At 72.8% G+C, this 25,277-nt stretch carries 28 protein-coding genes; 19 read left to right on the top strand and 9 right to left on the bottom strand.

Annotated elements, in window-relative coordinates; genetic code table 11:
• Nucleotides 1-37 precede the first annotated feature (37 nt).
• Nucleotides 38-1,204 carry a site-2 protease family protein gene (locus IEZ20_RS08375; protein WP_189295946.1) on the top strand — a complete coding sequence of 389 codons (1,167 nt, stop codon included), beginning with the start codon at nucleotides 38-40 and terminating at the stop codon, nucleotides 1,202-1,204.
• A gap of 127 nt (nucleotides 1,205-1,331) precedes the next feature.
• Here the strand turns inward: IEZ20_RS08375 and IEZ20_RS08370 are convergent, their stop codons facing one another.
• Together IEZ20_RS08370 and IEZ20_RS08365 are read right to left on the bottom strand one after the other, a co-directional pair.
• Nucleotides 1,332-2,240, bottom strand: coding sequence for a universal stress protein (locus IEZ20_RS08370; RefSeq protein WP_189295945.1), 909 nt, complete (start codon nucleotides 2,238-2,240; stop codon nucleotides 1,332-1,334).
• Nucleotides 2,241-2,301: 61 nt separating this feature from the next.
• Complete coding sequence (locus IEZ20_RS08365) at nucleotides 2,302-3,207, bottom strand: universal stress protein (RefSeq protein ID WP_189295943.1); 906 nt, start codon at nucleotides 3,205-3,207, stop codon at nucleotides 2,302-2,304.
• A gap of 184 nt (nucleotides 3,208-3,391) precedes the next feature.
• Here IEZ20_RS08365 and IEZ20_RS08360 point away from each other — a divergent pair, with 184 nt between their 5' ends.
• On the top strand, nucleotides 3,392-4,048 hold the full coding sequence (locus IEZ20_RS08360) for a CBS domain-containing protein (RefSeq protein WP_189295941.1): 657 nt from the start codon (nucleotides 3,392-3,394) through the stop codon (nucleotides 4,046-4,048).
• Nucleotides 4,049-4,624: 576 nt separating this feature from the next.
• On the opposite strand, the gene IEZ20_RS08355 is transcribed toward IEZ20_RS08360, so the two are convergent.
• Nucleotides 4,625-5,488 (bottom strand): CBS domain-containing protein, encoded by an 864-nt coding sequence (locus IEZ20_RS08355; protein ID WP_189295939.1) that lies wholly within the window; start codon nucleotides 5,486-5,488, stop codon nucleotides 4,625-4,627.
• Between the two features lie 167 nt (nucleotides 5,489-5,655).
• On the opposite strand from IEZ20_RS08355, the gene IEZ20_RS08350 reads away from it, so the two are divergent.
• The 14 genes from IEZ20_RS08350 (at nucleotide 5,656) to IEZ20_RS08285 (ending at nucleotide 19,702) form a co-directional block, all read left to right on the top strand.
• The gene (locus tag IEZ20_RS08350) at nucleotides 5,656-6,102 is read left to right on the top strand and encodes a hypothetical protein (protein ID WP_229895957.1); all 447 of its coding nucleotides are present in this window, start codon (nucleotides 5,656-5,658) and stop codon (nucleotides 6,100-6,102) included.
• Nucleotides 6,099-7,028, top strand: a complete 930-nt coding sequence (locus IEZ20_RS08345) for a serine/threonine-protein kinase (RefSeq protein ID WP_189295937.1) — start codon at nucleotides 6,099-6,101, stop codon at nucleotides 7,026-7,028. The genes IEZ20_RS08350 and IEZ20_RS08345 overlap by 4 nt, the downstream gene beginning before the upstream one ends.
• Nucleotides 7,015-8,463 (top strand): V-type ATPase 116kDa subunit family protein, encoded by a 1,449-nt coding sequence (locus IEZ20_RS08340; protein WP_229895956.1) that lies wholly within the window; start codon nucleotides 7,015-7,017, stop codon nucleotides 8,461-8,463. The genes IEZ20_RS08345 and IEZ20_RS08340 overlap by 14 nt, the downstream gene beginning before the upstream one ends.
• Complete coding sequence (locus IEZ20_RS08335; protein ID WP_189295935.1) at nucleotides 8,448-8,861, top strand: ATP synthase subunit C; 414 nt, start codon at nucleotides 8,448-8,450, stop codon at nucleotides 8,859-8,861. Before IEZ20_RS08340 ends, IEZ20_RS08335 begins: the two co-directional genes overlap by 16 nt.
• The gene (locus IEZ20_RS08330) at nucleotides 8,858-9,091 is read left to right on the top strand and encodes a V-type ATP synthase subunit F (protein ID WP_189295934.1); all 234 of its coding nucleotides are present in this window, start codon (nucleotides 8,858-8,860) and stop codon (nucleotides 9,089-9,091) included. Before IEZ20_RS08335 ends, IEZ20_RS08330 begins: the two co-directional genes overlap by 4 nt.
• Entirely contained in the window at nucleotides 9,088-9,597 is a 510-nt protein-coding gene (locus IEZ20_RS08325; protein ID WP_189296283.1) for a hypothetical protein, read from the top strand. Before IEZ20_RS08330 ends, IEZ20_RS08325 begins: the two co-directional genes overlap by 4 nt.
• Nucleotides 9,594-11,519: a V-type ATP synthase subunit A gene (locus IEZ20_RS08320; protein WP_229895955.1), complete on the top strand. Its 1,926-nt coding sequence runs from the start codon at nucleotides 9,594-9,596 to the stop codon at nucleotides 11,517-11,519. Before IEZ20_RS08325 ends, IEZ20_RS08320 begins: the two co-directional genes overlap by 4 nt.
• Entirely contained in the window at nucleotides 11,516-12,907 is a 1,392-nt protein-coding gene (locus IEZ20_RS08315) for a V-type ATP synthase subunit B (RefSeq protein ID WP_189295932.1), read from the top strand. The genes IEZ20_RS08320 and IEZ20_RS08315 overlap by 4 nt, the downstream gene beginning before the upstream one ends.
• A complete protein-coding gene (locus IEZ20_RS08310) occupies nucleotides 12,904-13,524 on the top strand; it encodes a V-type ATP synthase subunit D (RefSeq protein WP_229895954.1) in 621 nt (206 codons plus the stop codon). The genes IEZ20_RS08315 and IEZ20_RS08310 overlap by 4 nt, the downstream gene beginning before the upstream one ends.
• A 348-nt stretch (nucleotides 13,525-13,872) precedes the next feature.
• Nucleotides 13,873-15,720 (top strand): acetate--CoA ligase, encoded by a 1,848-nt coding sequence (gene acsA, locus IEZ20_RS08305; protein WP_189295930.1) that lies wholly within the window; start codon nucleotides 13,873-13,875, stop codon nucleotides 15,718-15,720.
• On the top strand, nucleotides 15,717-16,742 hold the full coding sequence (pdhA, locus tag IEZ20_RS08300) for a pyruvate dehydrogenase (acetyl-transferring) E1 component subunit alpha (RefSeq protein WP_229895953.1): 1,026 nt from the start codon (nucleotides 15,717-15,719) through the stop codon (nucleotides 16,740-16,742). Before acsA ends, pdhA begins: the two co-directional genes overlap by 4 nt.
• Nucleotides 16,739-17,899 (top strand): alpha-ketoacid dehydrogenase subunit beta, encoded by a 1,161-nt coding sequence (locus IEZ20_RS08295; RefSeq protein WP_268253035.1) that lies wholly within the window; start codon nucleotides 16,739-16,741, stop codon nucleotides 17,897-17,899. Before pdhA ends, IEZ20_RS08295 begins: the two co-directional genes overlap by 4 nt.
• 1 nt (nucleotide 17,900) lies before the next feature.
• Entirely contained in the window at nucleotides 17,901-19,421 is a 1,521-nt protein-coding gene (locus IEZ20_RS08290; RefSeq protein ID WP_189295929.1) for a dihydrolipoamide acetyltransferase family protein, read from the top strand.
• 5 nt (nucleotides 19,422-19,426) lie between these two features.
• Nucleotides 19,427-19,702 carry an acyl carrier protein gene (locus IEZ20_RS08285; RefSeq protein ID WP_189295927.1) on the top strand — a complete coding sequence of 92 codons (276 nt, stop codon included), beginning with the start codon at nucleotides 19,427-19,429 and terminating at the stop codon, nucleotides 19,700-19,702.
• A gap of 57 nt (nucleotides 19,703-19,759) precedes the next feature.
• On the opposite strand, the gene IEZ20_RS08280 is transcribed toward IEZ20_RS08285, so the two are convergent.
• Complete coding sequence (locus tag IEZ20_RS08280) at nucleotides 19,760-20,608, bottom strand: alpha/beta fold hydrolase (protein WP_229895952.1); 849 nt, start codon at nucleotides 20,606-20,608, stop codon at nucleotides 19,760-19,762.
• Nucleotides 20,609-20,669: 61 nt separating this feature from the next.
• On the opposite strand from IEZ20_RS08280, the gene IEZ20_RS08275 reads away from it, so the two are divergent.
• Entirely contained in the window at nucleotides 20,670-21,164 is a 495-nt protein-coding gene (locus IEZ20_RS08275) for a MarR family winged helix-turn-helix transcriptional regulator (RefSeq protein ID WP_229895951.1), read from the top strand.
• Nucleotides 21,165-21,201: 37 nt separating this feature from the next.
• Here the strand turns inward: IEZ20_RS08275 and IEZ20_RS08270 are convergent, their stop codons facing one another.
• Nucleotides 21,202-21,642, bottom strand: coding sequence for a hypothetical protein (locus tag IEZ20_RS08270; protein ID WP_189295923.1), 441 nt, complete (start codon nucleotides 21,640-21,642; stop codon nucleotides 21,202-21,204).
• A 66-nt stretch (nucleotides 21,643-21,708) separates the two neighbouring features.
• Between IEZ20_RS08270 and IEZ20_RS08265 the strand changes: the two genes are divergently transcribed.
• Complete coding sequence (locus tag IEZ20_RS08265; protein WP_189295921.1) at nucleotides 21,709-22,335, top strand: TetR/AcrR family transcriptional regulator; 627 nt, start codon at nucleotides 21,709-21,711, stop codon at nucleotides 22,333-22,335.
• Between the two features lie 173 nt (nucleotides 22,336-22,508).
• On the opposite strand, the gene IEZ20_RS08260 is transcribed toward IEZ20_RS08265, so the two are convergent.
• Genes IEZ20_RS08260 through IEZ20_RS08250 form a run of 3 tightly spaced genes read right to left on the bottom strand, consistent with a single transcriptional unit; the run spans nucleotide 22,509 to nucleotide 24,234 of the window.
• Nucleotides 22,509-23,321: an HTTM domain-containing protein gene (locus IEZ20_RS08260; RefSeq protein ID WP_189295919.1), complete on the bottom strand. Its 813-nt coding sequence runs from the start codon at nucleotides 23,319-23,321 to the stop codon at nucleotides 22,509-22,511.
• A complete protein-coding gene (locus tag IEZ20_RS08255) occupies nucleotides 23,322-23,864 on the bottom strand; it encodes a hypothetical protein (RefSeq protein WP_189295917.1) in 543 nt (180 codons plus the stop codon). It lies immediately after the preceding gene.
• A gap of 55 nt (nucleotides 23,865-23,919) precedes the next feature.
• The gene (locus IEZ20_RS08250; RefSeq protein WP_189295915.1) at nucleotides 23,920-24,234 is read right to left on the bottom strand and encodes a hypothetical protein; all 315 of its coding nucleotides are present in this window, start codon (nucleotides 24,232-24,234) and stop codon (nucleotides 23,920-23,922) included.
• Nucleotides 24,235-24,509: 275 nt separating this feature from the next.
• Between IEZ20_RS08250 and IEZ20_RS08245 the strand changes: the two genes are divergently transcribed.
• Nucleotides 24,510-24,809 carry a hypothetical protein gene (locus IEZ20_RS08245; protein ID WP_189295913.1) on the top strand — a complete coding sequence of 100 codons (300 nt, stop codon included), beginning with the start codon at nucleotides 24,510-24,512 and terminating at the stop codon, nucleotides 24,807-24,809.
• Between the two features lie 53 nt (nucleotides 24,810-24,862).
• On the opposite strand, the gene IEZ20_RS08240 is transcribed toward IEZ20_RS08245, so the two are convergent.
• Nucleotides 24,863-25,276 (bottom strand): DUF4345 domain-containing protein, encoded by a 414-nt coding sequence (locus IEZ20_RS08240; RefSeq protein ID WP_189295912.1) that lies wholly within the window; start codon nucleotides 25,274-25,276, stop codon nucleotides 24,863-24,865.
• Nucleotide 25,277: the final 1 nt, after the last annotated feature.

Genomic DNA, 25,277 nt, shown 5'->3' with positions numbered 1-25,277 from the left:
GCCCTCCGCACGCAAGCTGGAGGACGAGGCGAGGTTCATGAACGAGTCGCTGTCTCTCGGGCGGATCGCCGGCGTCCGGGTCGGCCTGCACTGGAGCGTCCTGGTCATCCTCGTGCTGGTGACGGTCACTCTCGCGCGTGGTGAATTCCCCACCGCTCATCCGGGCCACTCCGCCGGGCAGTACTGGTCTCTGGCCGTGCTGACCGCGATCGTCTTCCTCGCCTCGCTGCTGGCACACGAGTTGGCCCACGCCGTGGTGGCCCGCCGCAACGGCGTCCAGGTGGACGGCATCACCCTGTGGATGCTGGGCGGCGCCGCACGGCTGCACAGCGAGGCCGCGACCCCGGCCGCGGAACTACGCATCGCCGCCGTGGGGCCGCTCACCAGTCTCCTGGCCGGTGGTGTGCTCGCCGGTGTCGCCGCGGGACTGGACGCGCTGCACACGTCGGGGCTGGTGGTCGAGGCGGTCGCCTGGCTGTCCGCGATCAACATCCTCCTGGCCGTCTTCAACGCGCTGCCCGCCGCCCCGCTGGACGGGGGACGGCTGCTGCGGGCGTACCTGTGGCACCGCACCGGTGACCGGTTGCGGGCCACCCGGGGCGCGTCCGCGGCGGGCCGGGCGCTGGGCTGGTTCATGGTGGTGACCGGCTTCGCGGCCGTACTCTTCGGGCACCACCTGTCGGGGCTGTGGCCCGCTCTGATCGGCTGGTTCCTGATCAGCGCCGCGACCGCGGAGGTCCGCCAGGCCGAGATGCGGGGCGTGCTGGGCGGTGTCCCGGTCAGCCGTGTCATGACCCCGGACCCGGTCACGGTTCCGGACACGGCGACCCTCGCCGACTTCCTGGCCGAGGGGCCCTTCGGTTCCTACCGGCACTCGGCCTTTCCGGTGCTGACGGCCGACGGCTCGGTGGCCGGTCTGCTCACCGTGCGGCGGGTCGAGGCGACACCGGCGCAGGCCCGGGCGAGCACGAAGGTCCGCGACGTGATGCTCCCTCTCGGCGACATCGTCACGGCCGCACCCGACGAACCGGTGCTCGACCTGCTGCCCCGCCTGCAGGCCGGCCCCGTCCGCCGCGCGGTGGTGCTCGACGCCGAACACCTGGTAGGCATCCTGACCCTCGCCGACATCACCCGCGCCCTGACATGGCCGACGGCCCCCGCGGCACCGCGCGGCGCCGGCCCGCGCTTCCCGAAGGACGCGTGAGCCCGATCCCGGGGGAAGGAGGGGCGTGCGGCCGATCCCCAAGGACGCATGCGGAGCCGAACGGCATCGACCGCACAACCGCAAGCCCGGGCCGGCGCCGCCGGGGTCGCGCCGAGGCCCGTTCGGCTCAGAGGGGTTCCGGTACGACGGCCACCGGGCAGGCCGCGTGGTGAAGCACCCCATGGGCGACGCGGCCGAGCTGGAGCCCGCAGCGGCCCTGCCGGCGCCGGGCGCCGACGACGAGCAGGTCCGCCCCGCGGGAGACGGCCAGCAGGGCGTCACGGGCGAAGCCCTCGATCGTACGGCGCTGCACGTGCAGCCCGGCCGGTACGGCCCCCAGCGCCTCCTCCACCCGTTCCGCCGCCTGCGCCTCGTGGAGGTGGGCAGGATCTCCGACGATCAGCGGATGTGCGCGGGGCTCGTGCAATGGCCGTCGCCAGGCACGTACGGCCTCCAGTGTGCTTCCGCGCAGCAGGGCCTCCTCGGCCGCGAACCGCAGGGCGGCCGAGCCCGCCGGATCCTCACCCACACCCAGGACGACCCGGCCGTCGGCGCCCGAGCGGATCCGCGTGTCGTGGCTTCCGCGCAGCACGATCACAGGGCAGTGCGCGTGCCCGGCCACCGCGAGGCTCACGGAGCCGAGAAGTGCCTCCGTCACACCGCTGCGGCCGCGGCAGCCGAGGACCAAGGAGAGGGCGCTGTGGCTTTCGCGGATCAAGCTGCACTCGGCTTCCTCGGGCAGGATGTCGGTGGTGACCTTCAAGCCCGGCTGCCGGCGACGGGCGCGCCGCTCGGCAGTCTCGACGACGTCCTCGGCCATCACCTCCTCCGAGGGCCTGCCGAGGTCATCGGCCAGGGCTGCGCCTTCGTAACGCTCCCAGAGCGAGGCGTACACCAGTCGGAGCGACGCCCCGCGAAGGGCCGCCTCGTCGGCAGCCCACTCCGCGGCTCGCAGGCTGGGCTCCGAGCCGTCGACACCGACGACGACCGGAAGGTCCACGAGTTCTCCGGAGGCCGGTGCGGCTGATGCCTTCATGGCTTGTCTCCTCGGTTGTCTCCTCGGTTGTCTCCTCGGTTGTCTCCTCGGGGACGGCGGCTCAGCTGTGTGCGACGACCGCGACGGGGGCGGCGATGTGGTGAAGGGCGGACTGGGTGACGTGGCCGATGTGCGTGCCGAACGAGCCGGTGCGGATGCGCCGGCCGACGACCACGAGCGAGGCGTCCCGGGAATCGCTGACAAGGACCTGCGCGGCGCTGCCGCACCGGCTCGCCTCGATCACCTCGACGTCCGGGAACTTCTCCCGCCAGGGACCCAGCACCTTGCCGAGGAGCGAGGCCTGTCCGCGTGCGAGTGAGTCGTGGAATTCGGCGTCCGTGGCGAATCCGTGGAGGGAGGTCGGCGGCTCCGGCCAGGCGTGGACGGCCCGCAGGGCGGCTTTCCGGCGAGCGGCCGCGTCGAAGGCGAACCCCAGAAGCGTGTCGTCCGGCTCAGCGATGTCCAGGCCGAGCACGACCGGCCGGAAGGGCGCCGCAGCGGAGGGCACCCCTGCCGGATCCATCCCGTGCTCGTCGGCGGCCTGCTCGCCCGCCCGCACCAGCACCACCGGGCGCTCCGCGCGGGCCACGACGCCCAGGCTCACCGAACCGACCATGAACCCGCCGACCCGGCCGAGGCCCCTTGAGCCCAGCACCAGCAGCTCGGCGAAGCCTGCCGCCTCGCACAGGACGTCGGCCGCGGTCCCCGTGAGCTGCTCGGTGGTCACCTCGATGCCGGGGTGGCGGAGCCGGATGCCGTCCGCGGACTCGTGTGCCAACCGCTCGGCCCACCGCCGGTAGCCGTCGAGGTCGAGCAAGGGGGTCCGGGCCACGTAGCGGGGTGTCGGCTCCTGCACGTGCACGATCTTCAGGGGCAGGCCGCGCAGCAGCGCTTCGCGCGCCGCCCACTCGGCTGCGGCCCGGCTCTCGGGTGAGTCGTCCAGGCCCACGGTCACGCTTCGGTTCATGCTCTCCGCCTCCCGTTGCGATGTGTCCCGTTGCGATGTGCCTGGTACCAGCGTGTCGGCGCGGTGCCGGTGGCATCAGGGGCCACACGGCCCGATCCGGGGCCGGGCGGCCCTGGCACGCCACCGGCCCGCGACTCACCCTGGAAGGAGCCGTACACCCCGGCGCAAGCTTCAGGGAGTCACCATGCACGGCACCCCCCACATCGTCAGCGATGTCATGACCCAGACGGTCGCCGCCGTCGGCCGGCGGGCCCCCTTCAAGGAGATCGTGCGGCTGATGCAGGACTGGCAGGTCAGTGCCCTCCCCGTGATCGAGGGCGAGGGCCGGGTGATCGGTGTGGTCTCCGAGGCCGACCTGCTGCCCAAGGAGGAACTCCGGGACGCCCCCGACGCGGACCGCCTCCGGCTGCGCCGGCCCGTGGACACGGCGAAGGCCGGTGCCCTCACCGCCGGAGATCTGATGTCCTGGCCCGCCGTCACGGTCCGGGCCGGCGCCACCCTCGCCGAGGCAGCGCGCGTCATGGCGCGGGAGGGGATCAAGAGGCTGCCGGTGGTGGACGACGCCGGGTTGCTGGCGGGCGTCGTCAGCCGGGCCGACCTGCTCAAGGTCTTCCTGCGTGCCGACGAGGACATCGCCGAGGAGGTCCGGCGCGAGATCGCCTCCTACCTCTTCCCGCCGCCGTCGTCGGTGGTCCGGGTGGAGGTGCACGACGGTGTCGTGACGCTCGTCGGGCGGATCCGCGACACCGCGCTCGTCCCGGTGGCCGCACGGCTGGTGAGGGCTGTCGAAGGGGTGGTCGACGTGGATTTCGACCTCGCTCACGAGGACGGGACGCGGTAACCGGAGGAGCTGCGACCGCAGCCGCGGGGACCCGGAGCCGGCCGCCCCCGGCCAGCCGGCTCCGGCAGGGATCGGCCGGCTCCGTCAGGTGGTGAGCGACCGCGGGGAAGTCGATGCTTCCCGGGCGAGGACCACCCGGGCCGGCCACCCGGCCCGGCCACCCGGTCCGGCGAAAGACCGCCCGGTCCGGCGAAGATCACCCGTCGCCTGCGGTCCTGGCGCCGCCTGCGGTCCCGGCGAACTCGTGCGGTCCCCACGAACTCATGCGGTCCCGGCGAACTCGTGCGGTCCCCGGGAACTCGTGCGGTCCCGGCGCGCCGACCGGCCGTCAGTACCGTCCCCGTCTCTGGACCACCGTCTCTGGACCCGGACGGGCCGAGCCAGGGACCCGGGCCGGCCGGGCTCCCGCCACCGGCCGGGCTCCCGCCGCCAGTCGGCCGCCGCCAGTCGGCCGCCGCCAGTCGGCCTCCCGCCCCGGAAACGTGACATCCTCACGCTGCGCGGGGCGGTCCGGCCAGCCGGGAGAGCGGCAAGAAGCTGTGCCGCAGCGTCAGGCGGCGGTGAGTCGACGCGGTGTCAGGCGGCGGTGAGCAGGTTCTTCACCTCGACGACGTCGGCGATCGCCTCGACCTCCGCCACCAGCCGGGCCACTGACGCCGAGGGCATCCGCCCGGTCAGCTCCACGATGCCGTCATGCACGGCCGCGGTGACGGTGTCCCGCTCGGCCGGTGGGCAGCAGGCCTGGATCATGGCCTCGACCTCCGCGCGGATACCGTCGTCGTCCCTGATGAGCGCCTGCAGCAGCGCGTCCCGGCCCACCATGCCCACCAGGCGGCCCCCGTGGTCGGTGACGGGCATCCGCTTCAGCCTGGACAGCGCGGCGAGCCAGGCGGCCTCGGCCACCGTCGCGCCCGGCAGGACCGTGATCGCAGGACTCGTCATCAGGTCGGCGGCCGTGTCCCCACGGGCCTTGCCGTGGATCCGGCGCTCGCGCAGTCTGCCGATCGGCCCGGGCCGGTGACCGGACGCCTCGAAGGCCACCTTGGCCAGCAGGTCGGACTCCGACACGACGCCGATCACGTGGTCCTCCGCGTCCACGACGGGGAGCGCCCCCGCGTGCTCGCGTGCCAGCAAGCGGGCGATGTCACGGTAGGACAGGCTCTCGCGCACCGACGCGGCCGGCACGTCCATCACGTCCCGCACCAGGGGCAGTGCGCGTTCGGGCGGGGGTGCGGGCGGCGGAGCAGGGAGGGCCGCGGTGCTCACGGGGGAGGACGGGGCCTGCGCTTCCGGGCCCGCGTGCTTGGCCGCGGCGGTGGCCACGGCACCGAGGTAGCGGAGCAGCGTGTCCTGCCGCGTCGTCTCACCGGGGCTCCAGGGGCGTGCGGGCACGTTCCGCCGGGCGTCGGCCCCCACGGAGAGGTTCTCGTGCTCGTTCACGGCGGCCTCCTGCATCCGTCGGGTTGCCTACCGTCCCAGTCTTGCGCCCTCGCACCCCGTGCCTAGAGCCGAACGGCCCTGCACGAACGGCGTGACGGCCCTATCCGGTGCGGGCCGGAGCGGCAACGGTGAGACTGGAGGAGCAGCCGATCGGCAGGAGGCCGCCGATGAGCTTGCGGGACTTCCTGGAACGGTTCCGTCCGGCGGGGACGCCGGGAGCGTCCGCCGCCGGCGTCCCCGCCGACCGTACGGCCGAACGCACCGCGGAGCTGGAGCCGGCTCTCGCCCGGCTGGCGGAGGCTCAGCGGGAGGCGGCACGCATCCGGGCCGCCGGGGAGGAGGCGGCCGACGCTCTCCGGCAGGACGCCGCGCGCGAGGCGGCACTGCTCGTCGAGGCGGCGCGGAGGCGAGCACCCGAGGTCCGCCGACAGGCCGCGGCCCCCCTCCTCCGGGAGGCGAGGCAGGAGGCCGACGCTCTCCGCGCCGCCTCGGACCGCGCGGCCGCCGCGATCCGCGAGCGGGCCGCGGAACGGACGCCCCAGCTGGTGGATGGGGCGGTGGCCGACGCCCTGGGCCTGACGGCCGGAGAGCGGCAAGGACCACAAGGACCATGAGTGCCGGGTGGGTCGCCGGGTCGGTGCGCGCGAAAGCCCTGGTCGGCCGGTGTCCGGGCGCCGAGGGGGCACGTGACGTCGCGCGTGGTCCGACGCTCGGCGACGCGCTGCGCCTTCTGGCGGCCACGCCGTACTCCCGGTACACGCGGACGGCGACCGACCTGCGCCGGGCCCAGCGCGCCGTGTCCGGCACCCTGCTGTGGCATCTGAGGGTGCTGGCCGGCTGGCTGCCCCCGGGCGGCGTCCGCCTGCTGGTTCCGCTCGCCGCCGGTTTCGAGATCGCCAACGTGGTCTCCCGGTTCCCGGTACCGGAGAATCGCCGCGCGGAGGTGTCGGAGCCCTACCGGCTCGGCTCGCTGGAGACCGCCTGGCGCAGTCTGGAACGCGCCGGGACACCCGCTCAGACGCGGGCGGCGCTCGCGGCCTCGCCGTGGGGCGACCCGGGCGGTGACACGCCGTGGGCCCTGGTCACCGGCATGCGGATGGCCGCCGCGCGCCGCACCGCCGACGCCGTACCGCCCGCGCGTCGCTGGGCCCAGGGACGCGCCGTCCTGTTGGCGGCGCGCGAACTGTTCGTACACCATCGCTCCCTGACGGCACCCGTGCTGCGCGACGCGGCACGGCTGCTCGGCGCACGAGCACCCGCGGCCGCCGGCTATCACGAGTTCCGCGACCTGCTGCCCGCAGCGGCACGTTGGGCCCTCGAGGGTGTGGAGGAGCCGGGTGACCTCTGGCGGGCCGAGGCCCGCTGGTGGCGCACGGTACAGACGGACGGCGCGGCACTGCTGCGTGAGGCCGGATACGGGCCCCGCGTGGTCGTCGGCGCGGTGGCGGTGCTGTCCGTGGACGCGTGGCGGGTGCGGGCGGCGCTCGGGTCGGCGGCGCGCGGCGGACGGCCCGGGGAGGAGTTCGATGCCCTGGTCTGAGGCGGTGACGCCGGTCCGGATGCGCCGTGTGGCGGTGGTGGTGCCGCATTCGGCCCTCCGGGACGCGCTGGTGCGGATCGCCGAGGAGGGCTGCGTGGAACTGGACCTCGCCGAGGATGCCGCTCCGGGGGCGGCGGCCGTGCGGCTGCGGCGGTTGCGGGGCGGTGGTGCGGCAGCGGCAGCCGGACCCGAGGACGCCGCGTGCGCGGTCCTGGCCACCGCCGCGCCCGACCTGGACGCGCTCGAACGGCGTGGGAGCGTCGCGTTCCTGGCGGGTGAGGCCCAATTGGAGGAGCGGGCGGAAGGCGCGGTACGGCAAGGGGAGGTGGCCGCGTTGGCCGGCTGGTGCCCGGCCGCGGAGGTACCCCGCCTCGCCGGGCGTCTGGCCGCTGCGGGAGGTGCCCTGCTGCCGCTGCCGGCCCCTCGCGGAACCGATCCGCCGACGCTGCTGCGGCGGGGCCGTTCCGCGTCCTTCACCCCGCTGGTGACGACGTACGGCACACCGGCCTACGCGGATCTCGACCCCTCGTGGCCCGCCGGCCTCGCCTACATGGCGATGTTCGGGGTCATGTTCGGTGATGTGGGGCACGGGGCGCTGCTGGTCCTCGGCGCGGTCGCGTTGCGCCTGGGAAGGCCGCGCCGGCCGGCCGGACTCGGCCGGCTGTCGCCCTTCGTGGCGGGCTCGGGCGTCGCCTCCATGGTCGCGGGCGCCGCCTACGGGGAGTTCTTCGGGCCGACCGGGGTGCTGCCGGTGCTGTGGCTCAGTCCCCTGGAGAGCCCTGCCCGCCTGCTGGCCGCCGCCGTGGTGGCCGGTGCCGGTCTGCTGGCGCTCGCGCACGCCGCGGGGGCGGTGAACCGGGTGCGTGAGGGCGGCTGGGGGGCGGGGCTGTACGCGGCGTCCGGCTGTGCGGGGCTGCTCTTCTACCTGGGCCTCGCGCTGGCCGCGGCGGGCCTGCTCCTGCACCGGCAGGCTCCGGCCGTCGCGGGAGCCGCTGTCGCCGTGGCCGGGCTGACGCTGGTCGCCTCCGGCCTGTACCGGGCCACGGCGGGCGGCGGGGCGGGGCTCGCCGAGACGGTGGTGCGGCTGTTCGACGTCGTGGTGCGGACCGGCACCAACACGCTGTCGTTCGCCCGGCTGGCCGCCTTCGGGCTGACCCATGCCGCCCTGGCCGGTCTGGTGTGGCGCGGAACCACCGGTCTGGCCGGGCACGGCACCGCCGGGATCGCGGGCGCCGCCCTGCTGTTCATCGCGGGAACGTCCGTCTCCCTCGGTCTGGAGGCCCTCGTGGCCGGTGTACAGGCCTTGCGGCTGGAGTACTACGAACTCTTCTCCCGGCTCTTCGAGGCGGAGGGCCGCCCGTTCCGTCCCTGGCGGGTTCCCCTGGCGGTACCCGCCGATCCCGCTCCGAAGGTGATCCCATGCTCACCTGGCTGATCGTCCTGCCCGTCCTGATCGCGGCGCTCGGCGCCCTCCGGTTGCTGCGGCGGCACCGGACCAGACACGCCGTTCGCTGGCTGCTGGTCACGAACCTCGCCCTGCTGGGTGGTGCCCTGCTCGTCCTCGCCACGGCGTTGACGGGCCCCGCGCAGGCCTCGACGCAGGCCGCGGCATCCGGAGGAGTCAACGGGTCGGCGTTGATCGGGGCGGCCGTCGCCGTGGCCGGCGCGTCGATCGGAGCGGCGATCGCCGTCGCCTACACGGGCGCCGCGGCCCTGGCCGCGCTGAGCGAGCGCCCCGAGATGTTCGGCCGGGCGATGGTGATCGTCGGTCTGGCGGAGGGCATAGCGGTGTACGGGCTGGTGGTCGCGATCCTGCTGATCGGAAAGGCGTGACGGTGGGTACGGTGGCGGCCATCGGCAGCCGGACCGACGTGTCCGGTCTCGCTCTGGCGGGGGTCGAGGTCCTCGTCGCGGAGGAACCGGAGGATGTCCGCCGTGCCTGGCGGGCGCTGCCCGACCGCGTGGCGCTGGTCATCCTCACCGCGGGGGCGGCCGAGGCGCTGGGGGACGCGGTGACGAGCCCCGGCCCGTCCCGCCCGCTCACGGTGGTGATGCCCGGGTGATCGCCGGTTCCGACGGGCTGGATCCCGTTCGTGCCGCGTTGTTGCGCGCGGCACGGGCCTCGGCCGACGCCATGCGGGAGCGCGCGCGGGCCGATGCGGACGACACCCTGCGATCGGCCCGCGCCGCGGCGGAGGAGGTGCTGGCGCGGGCCCGGGATCTCGGCGGGTCCGACGGCGCGGCCGGAGCGGCCCGGGTACGCGTGCGAGCGCTCCAGGACGCCTGGGCGGTGGAACTCGCAGCTCGTGCCGAGGTGTACGCGGCCCTCAGGGCGGCGATCCGCGCGGGTGTGCGGCGGGCGCTCGAAGAGGACACCTCGGCACGGGTGCGTCTCGCCGGGGTGGCACGGGATCTGCTGGGTCCGGGAGCGGCGGTCACGCCCCTCGCGGACGGCGGGGTGACGGCCGGGGTGCCCGGCCGCCGGGTCGACCTGTCGGCGGACGCCCTCGCCGACCGCGCCCTCGACCGCCTGGGTGTCCGCGCCGAGTCGCTGTGGAGGCCGGAATGACGACACCGGGCAACCCCGCACCGGACGAAGACACCCTCGCCCCGGCCGCGCACGACAACCCCGCACCGGACGAAAGCACGCTCGCCCAGGCCCGGCACGACAACCCCGCACCGGACGAAGACACCCTCCCCCCGGCCGCGCACGACAACCCCGCACCGCACGAAAGCACCCTCCCCCGGCCCGGGTACGGCGGCCCGGGGGACGGCGCGGACCGGCCGCGGGTCCTTCGGGTCGCCGGCCCCCTCGTGGAGATCACCTGCCCGTCCACGGCCGCCATGCACGACCTGGTCGTGCTGGGCGCCGCCCGGCTGCCGGGCGAGGTGGTCGCCATCCACGGCGACGCGGCCACCGTCCAGGCGTACGAGTACACCGGCGCCCTGGCCCCGGGCCATCCCGCGGAACTCCAGGGTCACCCGCTGTCGGTACGGCTGGCACCCGACCTGCTCGGCGGTGTCTTCGACGGCCTGCTGCGGCCTCTGCACAGGGCCGGCGACCTCCTCACGGCAGTCGAACCGTCGGCCGGTGACGTGGACCGGCGTACCTGGGTGTTCACACCGCGAGCGGCTGAGGGCACGGAGGTCGCGGCCGGAGACGTCCTGGGCGAGATCGGCGCGAGGGTGCCGCTGCGGCTCCTGGTGCCTCCGGGAAGGTCGGGCAGGGCGACCGGCGTCGCGGCGGCGGGCGAGTACCGCGCGGATGCCGTACTCGCCGTGGTGGGCGGTGAGGCGGTGCGGATGGCGCAGCTCTGGCCGGTGCGCAGGCCGCGCCCCGTCGCGCGGCGGCTCCCGGGCGACGTGCCCCTGACGACCGGCCAGCGGGCCGTCGACCTGCTGTTCCCGGTGGCTCGCGGCAGCACGGTCGCCGTTCCCGGCGGCTTCGGCACCGGGAAGACGATGCTGCTCCAGCAGATCGCCAAGTGGTGTGACGCCGATGTGATCGTCTACGTCGGCTGCGGCGAGCGCGGCAACGAGATGGCGGACGTCATCGAGGAGTTGGCGGAGCTGACCGATCCGCGCAGCGGTGGCCGTCTGGCGGAGCGGACGGTGACGATCGCGAACACCTCGAACATGCCGATGATGGCCCGCGAGGCCAGTGTGCACACGGGTGCGACGGTCGCGGAGTACTTCCGCGACATGGGCCTGGACGTCGTCCTGATCGCCGACTCGACTTCCCGCTGGGCCGAGGCGCTGCGCGAGTTCGCCTCGCGCATGGGCGAACTCCCCGCCGAGGAGGGCTATCCGGCCGGGCTGGCCTCCCGGCTCGCCGCGTTCTACGAGCGGGGCGCCGCCGTGCGCACTCTCGGTGGCGCGAGCGGCTCCGTGACGGTGATCGGTGCCGTGTCCCCGCCGGGCGGTGACCGCACCGAGCCCGTCACCGCCCACACCGAGCGGTTCGTACGCTGCCTGTGGAGCCTGGACCGCGATCTCGCCTACGCCCGGCACTATCCGGCCGTGTCCTGGTCGGAGTCCTTCTCCCGGGACGCCCCCGCGCTGGCCGCGGCGTACGCGCGGGCCGGTGAGCCCGAGTGGGCCGAGCGGCGCGGCCGGGTGGCACGGCAACTGGCGGAGGCGGACCGGCTGGCCGACCTCGTGGAACTGGTCGGGATCACGGCGCTGCCTCCCCGGGAACGGATCAGTGTGCTCGCCGGGCGGCTGCTGCGCGAGGCCGTGATCCAGCAGAGCGCGTTGTCCCCGGCGGACGCCTACAGTGCCCCCGAGAAGACGGCGGCCCTCGTGGAAGCCGTGGTGACGGTCGTCGACCGCTGTCTGGAGCTGGTCGACTCGGGCGTCGAGGCGGAGGCCGTCGAGGCGGTCGACTTCACCCCGCTGCTGCGGGCGCGCGAGACGGCGGGTCCTGCGGAGACCGCACCGGTGGTCGCGGCCCGGGACACCGTGCTCGCCCGGCTGGCGGAGGCGGCATGACCGGTGGCGCGGGCATCGAGTACACGGGGGTTCGGGACCTGCGCGGCCCGCTGCTGTTCGTCGAGGGGGTGAGCGGGGTCGGCTGGGACGAGTTCGCCACGATCGCCCTCGACTCGGGGGGACGACGACACGGCCTGGTACTCGAAGTGGACCGCGACGTGGCCGTGGTGCAGGTCCTTCAGGGCACGTCCGGCATGAACCGCAGCGGCACCCGCGTGGTCTTCTCGGGCACACCTCTGCGGATCCCGGTCGGTACCGGGTGGCTGGGCCGGGTGTGCGACGGCAGGGGCGAACCGGCCGACGGCGGGCCTCCGGTGCTGGGCGGGTCGTACGCGGACGTCGGTGGCGCGCCGATCAACCCGGTGCGCCGGGAACCGCCGAACGAGGCGGTCCTCACCGGCGTGACCGCGGTGGACGTGCTCACCACGCTGGTGCGGGGCCAGAAGCTGCCGGTGTTCTCGGCGGCCGGCCTGCCGCACCTGGAACTGGCCGTGCAGATCGCGGCGCAGGCGACGTGCGCGGGTGAGCCGTTCGCCGTCGTGTTCGCCGGCATGGGGCTCACCCACACCGACGCGGCGTTCGTCCGTGACGGGCTGGCGGCGCGCTCGGCCGCGCGGGAACTGGTCCTGTTCCTCAACACGGCCGACGACCCGGTGATCGAACGGCTGCTCACCCCGCGACTCGCCCTGACCGTCGCCGAGCACCTGGCGTTCGCCGTGGGCCGTCACGTCCTGGTGGTCATGACCGACATGACGGCCTACTCGGAGGCGCTGCGCGAGGTGTCCGCCGCGCGCGGTGAGATACCGGCCCGCCGCGCCTACCCCGGTTACCTCTACAGCGATCTGGCCTCCCTCTACGAGCGCTGCGGTCGCATCAGGGGCCGGCCGGGATCGGTGACCGTCCTGCCGGTGCTCACCATGCCCGCGGGTGACATCACCCACCCCGTCCCCGATCTCACCGGTTACATCACCGAAGGGCAGATCGTGCTGTCCGGCGACGTGCAGGCGGCGGGCACGTACCCGCCCGTGGATCCGCTGGCCTCGCTGTCGCGTCTGATGCGCAAGGGCACCGGGGCGGGGCGGACCCGCGCGGACCACCCTGCCGTCGCCGCGCAGTTGATCGCCGCGCTGGCCCGGTCCCGGCAGGTGCGGGAGCTGGCCGACCTGATCGGCCGGTCGGCGCTCAGCCCGACCGATCTGCGCCACCTGGACCTGGAGGACGTCTTCCGGCACCGATTCCTCGAACAGGGCACCACCGAGGACCGCTCGCTGGGCGACTCCCTGGACCGTGCCTGGGAGGTGCTGCTGACCCTGCAGCGCAGCCAGTTGGGCATGCTCCCGGCCGACCTGCTCGACGCCCACGCCTCGCCGCGGGAGACGGCACGATGAGCCCCCGGGGGCGCCGGGCCACGACCGGGCGGGCCGGGCGTCTGCCGCTGCGCCGCAGTCTCGCCACGGCGGTGCGGGGAGCTGATCTCCTGGAGCGCAAACTCCGGCTGCTGGTGGGCCGGGAACACACGGCGCGGCAGGCGGCCGAGGACGCGGACCGGGTGTGGCGGCGGACGCTGGCGGAGGCGGAGACCTGGCTGGTGCGCGGAGTCCTGCTCGGCGGCGAACGGGCGCTGGCCGAGGCGGCACCCGCGGACCGGGCGCGCGTCGACGTCCGGTGGGCCGCGCTGATGGGCGTGCGCCACCCCGTGTCGGTGGACTGGTCGGACCCCGTCCGTTCCCCGGCGGAACCCACGCCGTCCAACACCGCCCTCGCACACGCCGAGACGGCCTACCGTGCAGCGGCCCGCGCCGCCGCGGACCTCGCCGCCCACCGGGCAGCCGCCGGACTTCTGGCCGCCGAGGCCGAACGGACGCGACAGCGGGTCCGCGCCCTGCGCCGGCACTGGATCCCTCGTCTGCGGGACGAACTGGCCGCGGTGGAACTCGCCGTGGAGGAAGCCGAACGCCAGGAGGCGGTACGGCGCCGCTGGGCCGCCACCCACGGCGGCCCGTGACGCCCGGCCGGGGTGCGGGGCCGTACCGCTCGGACCGAAGAGCCCGCGTCCCGGGACCTGAGGACGCTTCCCTCCCGCTGGGGCGCCCTCACACCGGAACCCGGGGAACCACGACACCCGGCGGTGATCACCACGTCCGGTGACCATGTCCGATCACCATGTCCGACGTCACCACCACCGAAGAACACCGCGGCTTCCCACCCGTCCGGTTCCGTACGGCTCTTCGTGGCGACGAACCTCAGCCGTGGGCCGGAGCCGTCCGGCCACGGACGGGGGCCGTTCGACCCAGTGCGGGTGGATCAGTTCGGGTGGACAGTCGAAGCAGGGCCGAAGGAAGGAGGGGCCGCCATGCGCTGGGAGACCATCCGGAAGGACATCCCGCCGAGCCCCGCCCCCAACCTGAGCGACTACGACAAGGAGTGCTCGGACTTCTCGTGGCAGGCGGCACGCGGCAGGCTGGAGGGGCTGCCCGGCGGGCGCGGACTGAACATCGCCCACGAGGCCGTGGACCGGCACGCGGCATCGGAGCGCGCGGCGGCGGTCGCGCTGCGCTGCGTGGGGCGGGACGACTCCGTCACCTCCGTGACCTACGGCGATCTGGCCCGCTCGACGGCCCGGTTCGCCAACGTGCTGCGCGCCCTCGGGATCGGCCACGGCGACCGGGTGGTGACCCTGCTGGGACGCTGCCCCGAGCTGTACACCGTGGTCCTCGGCACCCTCAAGAACACCAGCGTGCTGTGCCCGCTGTTCCCCGCCTTCGGGCCGGATCCGGTCTTCCAGCGGATGACGCTGAGCGACGCGCAGGTCCTGGTCACCACGGCGGACCTGTACCGGAGGAAGGTCGCGGGGCGCCGCAGCGACCTCGCCGCCCTGCGCCACGTGCTGATCGTCGGTGAGGGGGCCGACGCCCTGCCCGGCACCCTGCCCCTGGACGCGCTGATGGCCGGCGCCGCCGACACGTTCACGATCCCCCCGACCTCACCGCACGACATGGCCCTGCTGCACTTCACGAGCGGTACGACGGGTATCCCCAAGGGCGCGGTGCACGTGCACGAGGCGGCCGTCGCCCACTACATGACGGCCCTGTACGCCCTCGACCTCCACCAGGACGACGTCTTCTGGTGCACCGCGGATCCGGGCTGGGTGACCGGCATGTCCTACGGGATCGTCGCTCCGCTCATGCACGGCGTGACGGTCGTGGTGGACGAGGGCGACTACGATGCCCGCCGCTGGTACCGGATCCTCGCCGAGCAGCGGGTGAACGTCTGGTACACGGCTCCGACGGCCCTGCGCATGCTGATGCGGACGACGCCGAGGACGGGGCCGTACGATCTGCCCCGCTCCTTCGACCTGAGTGCGCTGCGGTTCATCGCCTCGGTCGGCGAGCCCCTCAACCCGGAGGCGGTGGTGTGGGGGCGGGACGTGCTCGGACTGCCGGTACACGACAACTGGTGGCAGACCGAGACCGGCGCCATCATGATCGCCAATTTCGCCGCCTGCGACATCCGCCCCGGCTCGATGGGACGCCCGCTGCCCGGCGTGGAGGCGGCGGTGCTGCGGCGCGGTGAGGACGGCCGGGCCGAGGTCACCGGCGGGCACGTCACCGTACTGGAGGAGCCCGGCGTGGAAGGTGAGCTGGCGCTCCGGCCCGGCTGGCCGTCCATGTTCCGCGGTTACCTGCACGACGAGCCGCGCTCCGCGGCGGCCTTCGCGGACGGCTGGTACCTCACCGGCGACCTGGTACGACGCGACGCCGACGGCTGGTACTGGTTCGTCGGGCGCGCCGACGACGTCATCAAATCGGCAGGCCACCTCATCGGACCGTTCGAGGTGGAGAGCGCCCTGATGGAGCATCCGGCGGTCGCCGAGTCCGGTGTCATCGGCCGTCCCGACCCCGTGGCCGGGAACGTCGTCAAAGCGTTCGTCGCGCTGCGGCCGGGCTTCGACGCGACCACCACCCTGCGGCAGGACCTGCTCGCCTTCGCCCGGCGCCGGCTGGGCCCGGCCGTCGCGCCCCGCGAGATCGCCTTCGACCAGCACCTGCCGCACACCCGCAGCGGCAAGGTCATGCGCCGTCTGCTGCGGGCCCGGGAACTCGGCCTGCCCGAGGGCGACATCTCCACCCTGGAGGACTCCTCCCTGGAAGCTTCCCCACCGGAGGCCGCCGCCACAGCGAGGACGGAGCAGCCCGCATGAGCACCACCCGTACCCGCCGCGCCCCGCGGCCCGCCGCCGCGCCGGACCCCCGGGCCGCGCACCGCCTGGCCCTGCTGGAGTCGATGCTGCGGGTCCGCCGGTTCGAGGAGCGCTGCGTGGAGCTGTACAGCGCCGCGCGCATCCGAGGCTTCATGCACCTCTACATCGGCGAGGAGGCCGTGGCCGTCGGCGTCAACGAGGCGCTCACGGACGAGGACGCGGTGGTGTCGACGTACCGCGAACACGGGCACGCCCTCGCCCGCGGGGTGCCGGCAGAGGCGATCATGGCCGAGATGTTCGGCAGGGTCACCGGTTGCAGCCGGGGCCGTGGCGGCTCGATGCACCTCTTCGACGCGGGCCGCCGCTTCTACGGCGGCAACGCGATCGTCGGCGGCGGACTCCCGCTGGCGGCCGGCCTCGCGCTCGCCGACCGTATGACCGGCCGGAACCGTGTCACCTGCTGTTTCTTCGGCGACGGCGCCTTCGCTGAAGGCGAGTTCCACGAAACGGCCAACCTCGCCGCGCTCTGGCGACTGCCCCTGCTGCTGGTCTGCGAGAACAACCTGTACGCGATGGGCACGGCCCTGGCACGGCACCAGGCGGAGACCGATCTCGCCCTGCGCGCGGCGGGGTACGGCATGGTGTCCTGGGCCGTCGACGGCATGGACGTCTTCGCCGTCGAGGACGCCGCCCGGCGGGCGACCGAGGGGGTGCGGGCCGGAACCGGACCCCACTTCCTGGAGATGCGTACCTATCGTTTCCGTGCCCACTCCATGTACGACTCCGACCGCTACCGCGACAAGGCCGAGATCGACCACTGGAAGGAACGCGACCCCGTCGAAGGCCTCGCCCGCCTGCTGCGGGAGGCGAGCGAGCTGACCGACGAGGCCCGCGCCGCCCTGGAGGACCGTCTGGCCGCCGAGATCGACGCGGCCGTGGACGCGGCCGAGCAGGCTCCGGAGGAGCCCGTCGAGGATCTGCTGACGTACGTCACCAGCCCGGTGGAGGTGAACCGGCCATGACCGCGACCCACACCCGTAGCACCGCGCCCGCCACGCCCATCGCGCCCGCCACGCCCACCTCTCCCTCCGCGCCCACCTCTCCCTCCGCGCCCACCGCCTCTTCCGTGCCCTCGGGGTGCAAGACGACCTACCGGGAGGCGATGCGCGAGGCCCTGCGCGAGGCGCTGCGCGGTGACGAGCGGGTGTTCCTGATGGGTGAGGACGTGGGCAGGTACGGCGGCTGCTTCGGCGTCAGCCTCGGCCTGTTGGAGGAGTTCGGGCCGGAACGGATCCGCGACGCCCCGCTGTCCGAGTCCGGATTCGTCGGCGCCGGCATCGGTGCCGCCCTGGCGGGCATGCGGCCCGTCGTCGAGATCATGACGGTCAACTTCAGCCTGCTGGCCCTCGACCAGATCCTCAACAACGCGGCGACCCTGCTGCACATGTCGGGCGGCCAGCTGCCCGTGCCGATCGTCATCCGGATGACCACCGGCGCGGGACGGCAGCTCGCGGCCCAGCACTCCCACAGCCTGGAAGGCTGGTACGCGCACATTCCAGGCCTCCGTGTCCTGGCCCCGGCGACCCTCACCGACGCCCGGTACATGCTGGCCCCCGCGCTCGCCGACCCCGACCCCGTGCTGGTCTTCGAGCACGGCAGCCTCTACAACGTCTCCGGCGACCTGCCCGCCGACGCGGGTCCGGTCGGCATCGAGCGCGCGGCCGTCCGCCGGCCCGGCACGGACGTCTCCGTGATCACGTACGGCGGTTCACTTCCCAAGGCACTGGCCGCCGCCGACGACCTCGCGCGCGCCGGCATCAGCGCGGAGGTCATCGATCTGCGCACTCTGCGGCCGCTGGACGACGCCACCATCGGCGAGTCGGTCGCACGGACACACCGTGCCGTCGTCGTCGACGAGGGCTGGCGCACCGGCAGCCTCGCCGCCGAGATCTCGGCGCGCCTCGCCGAACAGCACTTCTACGACCTCGACGCCCCCGTCGAGCGGGTGTGCAGCGCTGAAGTGCCCGTGCCGTACGCGCGCAGGCTGGAGGAGGCCGCGCTGCCGCAGGCCGCCACCATCGTCACGGCCGCACGCCGTGCCGTCGGCGAGCCCCTGCCGGCCACGGCCGGCCCCGCGGAACCGCAGCCGGTCGACCGGGGCGTCGGGGGGGCGGGCTGAGATGACCGCGTTCACCATGCCCTCCCTCGGTGCGGACATGGACGAGGGAGTGCTCCAGGAGTGGCTCGTGAAGTCCGGCGACCGGGTACGCAAGGGCGACGTCGTGGCGGTCGTGGAGACGGACAAAGCGGCCATCGAGGTCGAGTGCTTCCAGTCCGGGACCGTGGGACGGCTGCTGGTCCCGCCGGGCACCCGGGTACCGGTGGGGGCACCGCTCGCGGTGATCGACGAGGAGGCGGTGCCCGGTGGACGGGCGGGTGCCGCCGAGGAACCGGTGACGGCGGGGGCGGAGGCTGCCCCGCCGACGGCTGCCGGACCGGTCGCGGGAACTTCCCCGCGCGGGACGCCCGGGCCCGCGGGGGCCGGGCGCGAGGCATCCGGAGGGCACGAACGCCCGACACCCCGGCGGAAGGCGGCCCGCGCATCCGGACCCGCCGCGGAGCCGGTACGCGGCGAAACCCGCCGGCCACCGGAGCCGGCTGCCGAATCCGCCGCCCCGGTCGTCGGCGCCGGACCGCTCGTGCGGCACCTGGCCCTGCTGCACGGCGTCGACCTGGCCGCGGTGCACGGCACCGGAGCCGGCGGCCGCATCACCCGGGCCGACGTGGAACGCGCTCAACCACCCCCTGGGCGCCGGGTGCGGGCCACTCCGTACGCGCGGCGCCTGGCCCACGACCTGGATGTCGACCTGACGACGGTACGGGGCACGGGGGACGACGGAGCCGTACGGGCGGCGGACGTGAACGCGGCCGTCCTCGCGGGCACCGGGCCGAGGGAACCCGAACGCCCGGACCGGCGGCGCGACAGCGGGCGGCGCCCGGACACGGCCGCACCCGCCGACAGCCGCGCCGAGAGGCGCACGGACTCCATGAGGCGTGCCATCGCCGATCTCATGAGCCGTGCCAGCCGGGAGATCCCGCATTACTACCTGTACGCCACCATCGACCTCGCCGCGGCCGAGGACTGGCTCCGCCGGTGCAACCGGGACCGTCCGCCCGCGGACCGTCTGGTGTCCGCGGCCCTGCTGCTGAAAGCCGCCGCTGTGGCGGCGCGCGAGGTGCCGGCCCTCAACGGCTACTGGCGGAACGACGGTTTCGCCGCCGCCGGCGAGGTGAATCTGGGTGTCGCGGTGTCGCTGCGGCAGGGGGGACTGCTCGCGCCGGTGATCCACCACGCCGACACGCTGCCGCCCGACGTGCTCATGGCCCGCCTCAAGGACCTGGTCCAGCGGGCCCGGCGAGGACGGCTGCGCGGAAGCGAGACGACCGGGGCCACCCTCACCGTGACCAGCCTGGGCGACCAGGGCGTGGAGGCCGTGTTCGGCGTCATCCACCCGCCCCAGGTGGCCCTGGTCGGTTTCGGAGCGGTCGTCGAGCGGCCCTGGGCGGTGCACGGCATGCTCGGCGTGCGGCCGGTGGTGACCGCGACCCTGGCGGCAGACCACCGGGCCACGGACGGCGCCGTGGGAGCGCGTTACCTGACAGCGGTCGACCGACTGCTGCAGACCCCGGAGGAGCTGTGAGTCGGATGAAACCCCTGAACGCCTCGGACGCCGTATCGGTGATCAAGGACTCCATCACCCGGATCGTCCCGGACGCCGACTTCACCCGGCTGGAACCGGACGACAAGTTCCGCGACGTGCTCGAACTGGATTCGCTCGACTTCCTCAGCCTGGTCGAGCTGCTGTCCGAGCGCACGGGAGTCCGCATCGACGAGGTCGACTACCCGGAACTGACGACACTGTCCGACGCGACGCGGTTCCTGGTCGAGAGAACCGCCCGGCCTCCGGGACCGCGCCGCTGAACGGCCTCCGCGCCATCCGCTCCGCTTGCGCTCCCTTCGAATCGGGCCCGGCGCGGCCTACTTCTCCTGGTCGTCCGCCAGGAAGTCGGTGATCCAGCGGTTCGTCCGCTCGGGCTCGGCGGTGGGCAGGGCGAAGTGCGTCAGCTCGGGGAGTGTCTGTATGCGGGCGGCCGGTACGGCCTTGCGGGCGCGGGCTGCGACGTTCGCGGCGTCGTGGACGCCACTGCGGCCGGCGAGAAGGACCAGGAGCGGGACGCTCAGCGCCGCGGGGTCCGGACGGCGGCCGATGACCAGCTTCCGGTTCGGGAAGTCCGAGACCGCCAGGGCATAGAGCCGCTTCCAGCCCAGGTCGGTGTCGGTCCCCGCGGTTTCGCGGTCCAGGAAGGCCCGCGCCCGGGCTTCCGTCGGGCGCATCAGGATCGGCAGGGAGCGCAGCAGGAAACCCGGGCGGTAGTGGGCGAAGCACTGGGTCGGGTCGAGCAGGACCAGCCGATCGACCCGCCGTGGGGCGTGCAGGGCGTAGGTGAGGGCGATCCACCCGCCGTAGGAGTGGCCCAGCAGGTGCGTGCGGGACACGTCGAGGCCGTCGAGCACTGCGTCCAGCCAGGCCATCAGGTCGGTGGTGGTGCGCAGCGGGCGGCCACCGAGGACGCTGCGCCCGGCATCGCCGAGGATGTCGACGGCCAGCACCCGGTGCTGCGTGCCGAGTGCCGGGGCGTTGGCGAACCAGACCGCGCCGGTGGAGCCGCCGCCGTGCAGGAGGAGGACCGGGGTGGCGTCAGCGGGGCCGTAGGCGTGGACGCGGGTGGTGCCGTACGGGGTGGGAACGTCGATCTCGGTGGTACAGGTGGGCCAGCGGGCGAGGAGTGCGTCGTAGGCGGCGAAGAAGTCCTGTGATGAGGACACGGTGAACCCCCGGGGAGTCGTCTCGTTGACCAAGTATCTCGCTCGGCGAGATACTAGCCGGGTGAGTGATGACATCGACCTCCCGATGCGGCTGGTCCACCTCCTGCGTGCGGTGACCGTGGAATTCGATCTGCGCGGCGCGGAGTTCGCTGCGCGGAACGGCCTGCACACGACCGATCTGCGGGCTCTCATCCACCTGCTCGACGCCGACCGGGCGGGCACCGACGCCACCCCGAGCCGACTCGGTGCGGCACTACGGCTCAACTCGGCCGGCACCACCGCCCTGCTCGACCGGCTGGAACGCCAGGGGCTCGTCCGCCGCAGGCGCGATGAAATGGACCGACGCCGGGTCGTTCTGACGGTGGAACAGAAAGCCATGGAGCTGGGCCAGTCCTTCTTCGGCCCTCTGATCACCGACCTGGTCGAAGTGGCCGGGGACTTCGCCCCGGCCGAACTGGACGTCGTCCACCGCTATCTGACCACTGTCCTCCAAGCAGCTGCTTCCGACTCCGACGCGTCGACGGCCACCACCACCGGGAAGCCGCCGACACCATGACCGCTCCCGCAGCGGTTCGGTCCTGAGAGGTTCGCTGTCAGTGTGCGGGGCCCTCCGCGCGGGTGCCCGAAGCCGACGGCACGGGGTCGGCAGGGGCGGCGACCAACAGCAGCGCGGCGAACACCAGGGGAGCGGCTGCCTGGTACCCGATCCACACTTCGCCCCCGGCGCCGCCGTGCCGCCATGCCGTCAACAGGCCGACGAGCGCCGTCAGCACCCAGCCAGTGTCGTAGGCGACCATGAGCCGCATGTAGGTGCGGATCGGGCGGCTGCGCACACACACGGTCTCGATCCCGCCGCCGACCAGCAGGGCGGCGCCCGAGACGACCATCAACCAGGGGGACACGCCCAGCAGATCGCCGAGCCGGGAAGCGCCGATCAGGTAGGCGGCACCGAGCAGCACCTTGAAGACACCGTCGGCGATGATCCCCGCCGAGCGACGCGTCGCTGACGATGTCACAGCCTGGGCCTGCGTCATGAGCGTTCCTCCCCGATGCCTGTCCTACTCCCGTAACTTCGTTACTACAATAATGGAGTTATGAGAATGACGAGAGCGGAAACCAAGGAACGCAACCGCCGCGCCCTGCTGGACGCCGCCTTCCACGTCGTCTCACGGGACGGGTACCGCGCCCGACTCGACGAGATCGCCGAGAAGGCCGGCCTGACGACCGGCGCTGTCTACTCACTGTTCGGCAGCAAGGGCGGCCTGGTGGCCGCCCTGGTCACCGACTACCTGCGGCCGCACTACGAAGAGATCGAGCAGGCGATCCCCCCGGAGATGGATCTCCTGGAAGCGGTGGAAGCCTTCGCCCGGTACTACCGGCGCAGCTGTGACGACCCAACCGCGACCTCTGCCCTGTCGTTGCAGATCACCCTGCTGGACATGGCCCTGCACGACCCCGAACTCGGTTCCCAACTCGCCGCGTCCGTCCGGACACAGGAGAGCAACCTGATCGCGCTGTTCACCGGCAGACCGCACCACGGGACGGCCGTGACGCCACATCAGGCGCAACGTCTGGTCACCGCACTCAGGGCCCTGTTCGTCGGTCTCACACAGGGCGTGCTCCTCGGCCTCGCTCCGGGTGCCGACGAACAGTACTTCGCCGACACCGCCTGCGCCCTGGCGTCCACCGCGACCCTCGTCGATCAGGATGCCGACTCACCTGTGTGAGCGAGCAGCGTCGGGTCAGGGCTCTGGTCAGGTCTCGGTGGCCACCCACGCGGCATCGAGACCTGACCGGGCTTCCTCCGGCGCGGAGGTCAGCTCGACGCGGCCTGCGCAACGAGGCGGAGGAGCCAGCGGGCGGGCTGTACACAAGAGCGCCGGAGCGCATCCCGCCTCGATCAGAGGAGAGCTCCCACGGATTCATTGAGGAAGATGACGGCCGGATACGTGGCCACGAAGGACCAAAAGAACCCGTTGAGGCCCATGGCAACAGCGGTGGACACATGAAACATCGCCGCCACGGCAAGCAGGACGAGCAGCGCCACCGACGGTAGAACCGGCGCGAGGAGAAACGTGCTTTCGAAGGCTACCGTGGCCACAGCCAGGGTCAGTGCCAGCGCCGGATACCTCTGTACCGTCACGGCCACACGTTTCAGACCATACGTACGCGTCGAAAGGATACCCCTGATCGCAACTCCGCTCCGCCAGTCGGGACTGAGCAGCTTGGCGATCCCCGCCGCGCTGTAGGCAAGGCACGCCTGTGCACCGATGAAATACACACCGGCTCTGGCGATTCTCTCATCGACAAGGCCCAGCGGAAGCGCGACGGCGAACGTCAGGCTCATGATGGTGAGCATTTGATCGGAGCCGTCATCTCCCCCGTACACGACGAGCCGTCCAGCGAGCAGAGTTGCGAGGGCTACGACGGGCCAGGCACCGGCCAGCAGGATGACGGCCGGGCTCAACAGGAGAGCCAAGCCAGCCATCAGGCGCATGACCAGCAACACGCGATGCAGGGTGTCCGTCTTCTTGAGCAGCATACGGGCCGGGGCCACCAAGGGCCTGCCGGCCGTGATGTTGACCCGCGGGTCATAGATGCCACCCGGCCTGACTTCCCTGAGTGCCGCCAGCCTTTCCGTGGAGCTTATGACAACCCACACCCCAGCGATTCGACTGCAGGCAAGCGAGGCTACCTCAAGAGAAATGGACACCTAACGCCCACCCTCGTCAAAGCGGTGGAACTCACTGAGGAAGACAACTTCCCGCGCCGGACTCGTTTCGAATGTCTTGTCGCGCGCCAGAATGAATTGACGTGCGACCACTTCGGCAGGCCGCGGCATTTTCATCGCGAGATTGGCCATGACGAGGTATGAGGTCGAGAGCATGATGACACGCACGTCTCGCCCCTCTTTGACAAGATGTGAGTACTGCTCAACCAGGGAATCGGCGAGGTCGGACAGGACCTTGTTCCGGAACTTCTCCGGGTTCCACAACGAATGACGCAGCCGCCTGCTGTCGATGGTGGGAACGTAAGACGGCTCTCGAACTTCCCCGGATCGCAGCCGGTCCCGATAGAGCAGGTGCAGGTCATGCACGCCGGGATGGGGGGCGAAGAAGGTCCACAGAGGGATGAGACCGAGCCGCTTGCTCCGCGGAAAAAGGTCTCCGGCCCGATCAGAGAATTGCGCGGCAACCGAAACAGCAAACCACACGGAGAGCCATACACCGACCCCAGACAGCAGGAGGAATCTCATGCCTTCCCCTTGGCGTTATGCCCTGCTTCATGCCCTGCTTCGGTACGCAGCCCGATCATTGACCAGGCTGGACACGCCGCCTCATCTCGAGCAACTCGTCAAGCGACAGTTCGATGTTGAGTTGACCCAGCGTCAGGCTGTCGATGTCCAGTTCTTCCTCGCGAGGCACATCGCGAATCTGCCGGGCGCAATCCCTGAGTGCACGTATCCTGCGAATGGCGTCTCGGGCCGCCCTGTATCTGTCGATGGTGCCGCCAAGAGCAAAGTCCCGCAGGTTGATGGACGACTCGTTCTCGTCCTGCATCACACTCAGAAGGAGATCGAAAGCCGTCAAATCCGCAGGTGTAAGTTCCGCGTTGCTGTCAGACATGGGGAGAACCTCTTGGATCGGTTCGAGATCTCTAGGGGTACTCTTGCCTCGCAGGCGTGCCCCTTCGGAGAATATGAGTGACTTGGCGCACTCACGCATCCACCGGCTTCCGGCAACGCATACCGGGCGTGCGGATGATCCATACACGACTATAACGCCCGGGTCTCGGCCTCGCATCCGGACGTCAACTGCCGATGGTCCTGGGCCGACTTCGGATGCAGCAGGAGAGAGCAGGGCGCTGCACGAGTCCCTGACGCGGTGAGGACCCGAAGCCGGTGGAGCACACCGCCTACGCGCAGGACGTGAAGAAGCCGGTTGCCGCACCCGCCGCCCGGCAGCCGGGCGGCGGCCGCGCCGCAGAACTCGCCGACCGGGAGCTTGCCGTCGCCTCCGGCAACGCCAGCGAGGACGCCGGGGACATCGCACCACGCTGCCGCGCGCCCGCCCGCACCAGCGGTCGCGCTTCCAGGTGCCTGCCGACGAGGCCCACACCGCCGCACGGACAGGCGATGCCGGTGACCTGCCTCGCTGTCGACGCTCGGTGCGGGCACCACGCCGGGCCGCTCCGACGGTGACCCAGCGACCAGGCGCCGCTGCCGGACGACGGCTCTTTCGGTCGGGGACGCACTCATCGCCCGACGGACACCGTCCGCGTGCTGGCATGCTCGGCTCGCTCGTCTGCACCGGCCAGCCAGAAGAACACGAGCGGCAGACCGAACTCGATCACCGCAAGCACGGTCTGGAACCACTGCGGCCAGCCGTGCACAGCGAGGGAGAGCAGTCGGCCGGCCCCACCCAGCAGGAAGACGCCGGCCAGCCACCGCACCGGCCGGGCCGGGACAGGTCGCTGCCGAGCGGCCCACAGCCAGGCCAGCCCGTAGCCGGCGAAGCCGGCTCCCATGAACCGGCCCCAGCTGTCGACCGTCGTGCCGGCGGAACCCGCGCCCGGGATCGCCGCGTTGCCGAGTGCCACATGGAACACGCCGATCACCACGCAGGCCCACCCCGTCAATTGCGCGAGCGCCCGCAGAGCCCTTGCCATG

The sequence above is a fragment of the Streptomyces cinerochromogenes genome (assembly GCF_014648635.1).
Taxonomy (GTDB): domain Bacteria; phylum Actinomycetota; class Actinomycetes; order Streptomycetales; family Streptomycetaceae; genus Streptomyces; species Streptomyces cinerochromogenes.
The sequence above is the reverse complement of the archived record's forward strand: the minus strand, read 5'-3'. Positions and strand labels throughout refer to the sequence as shown.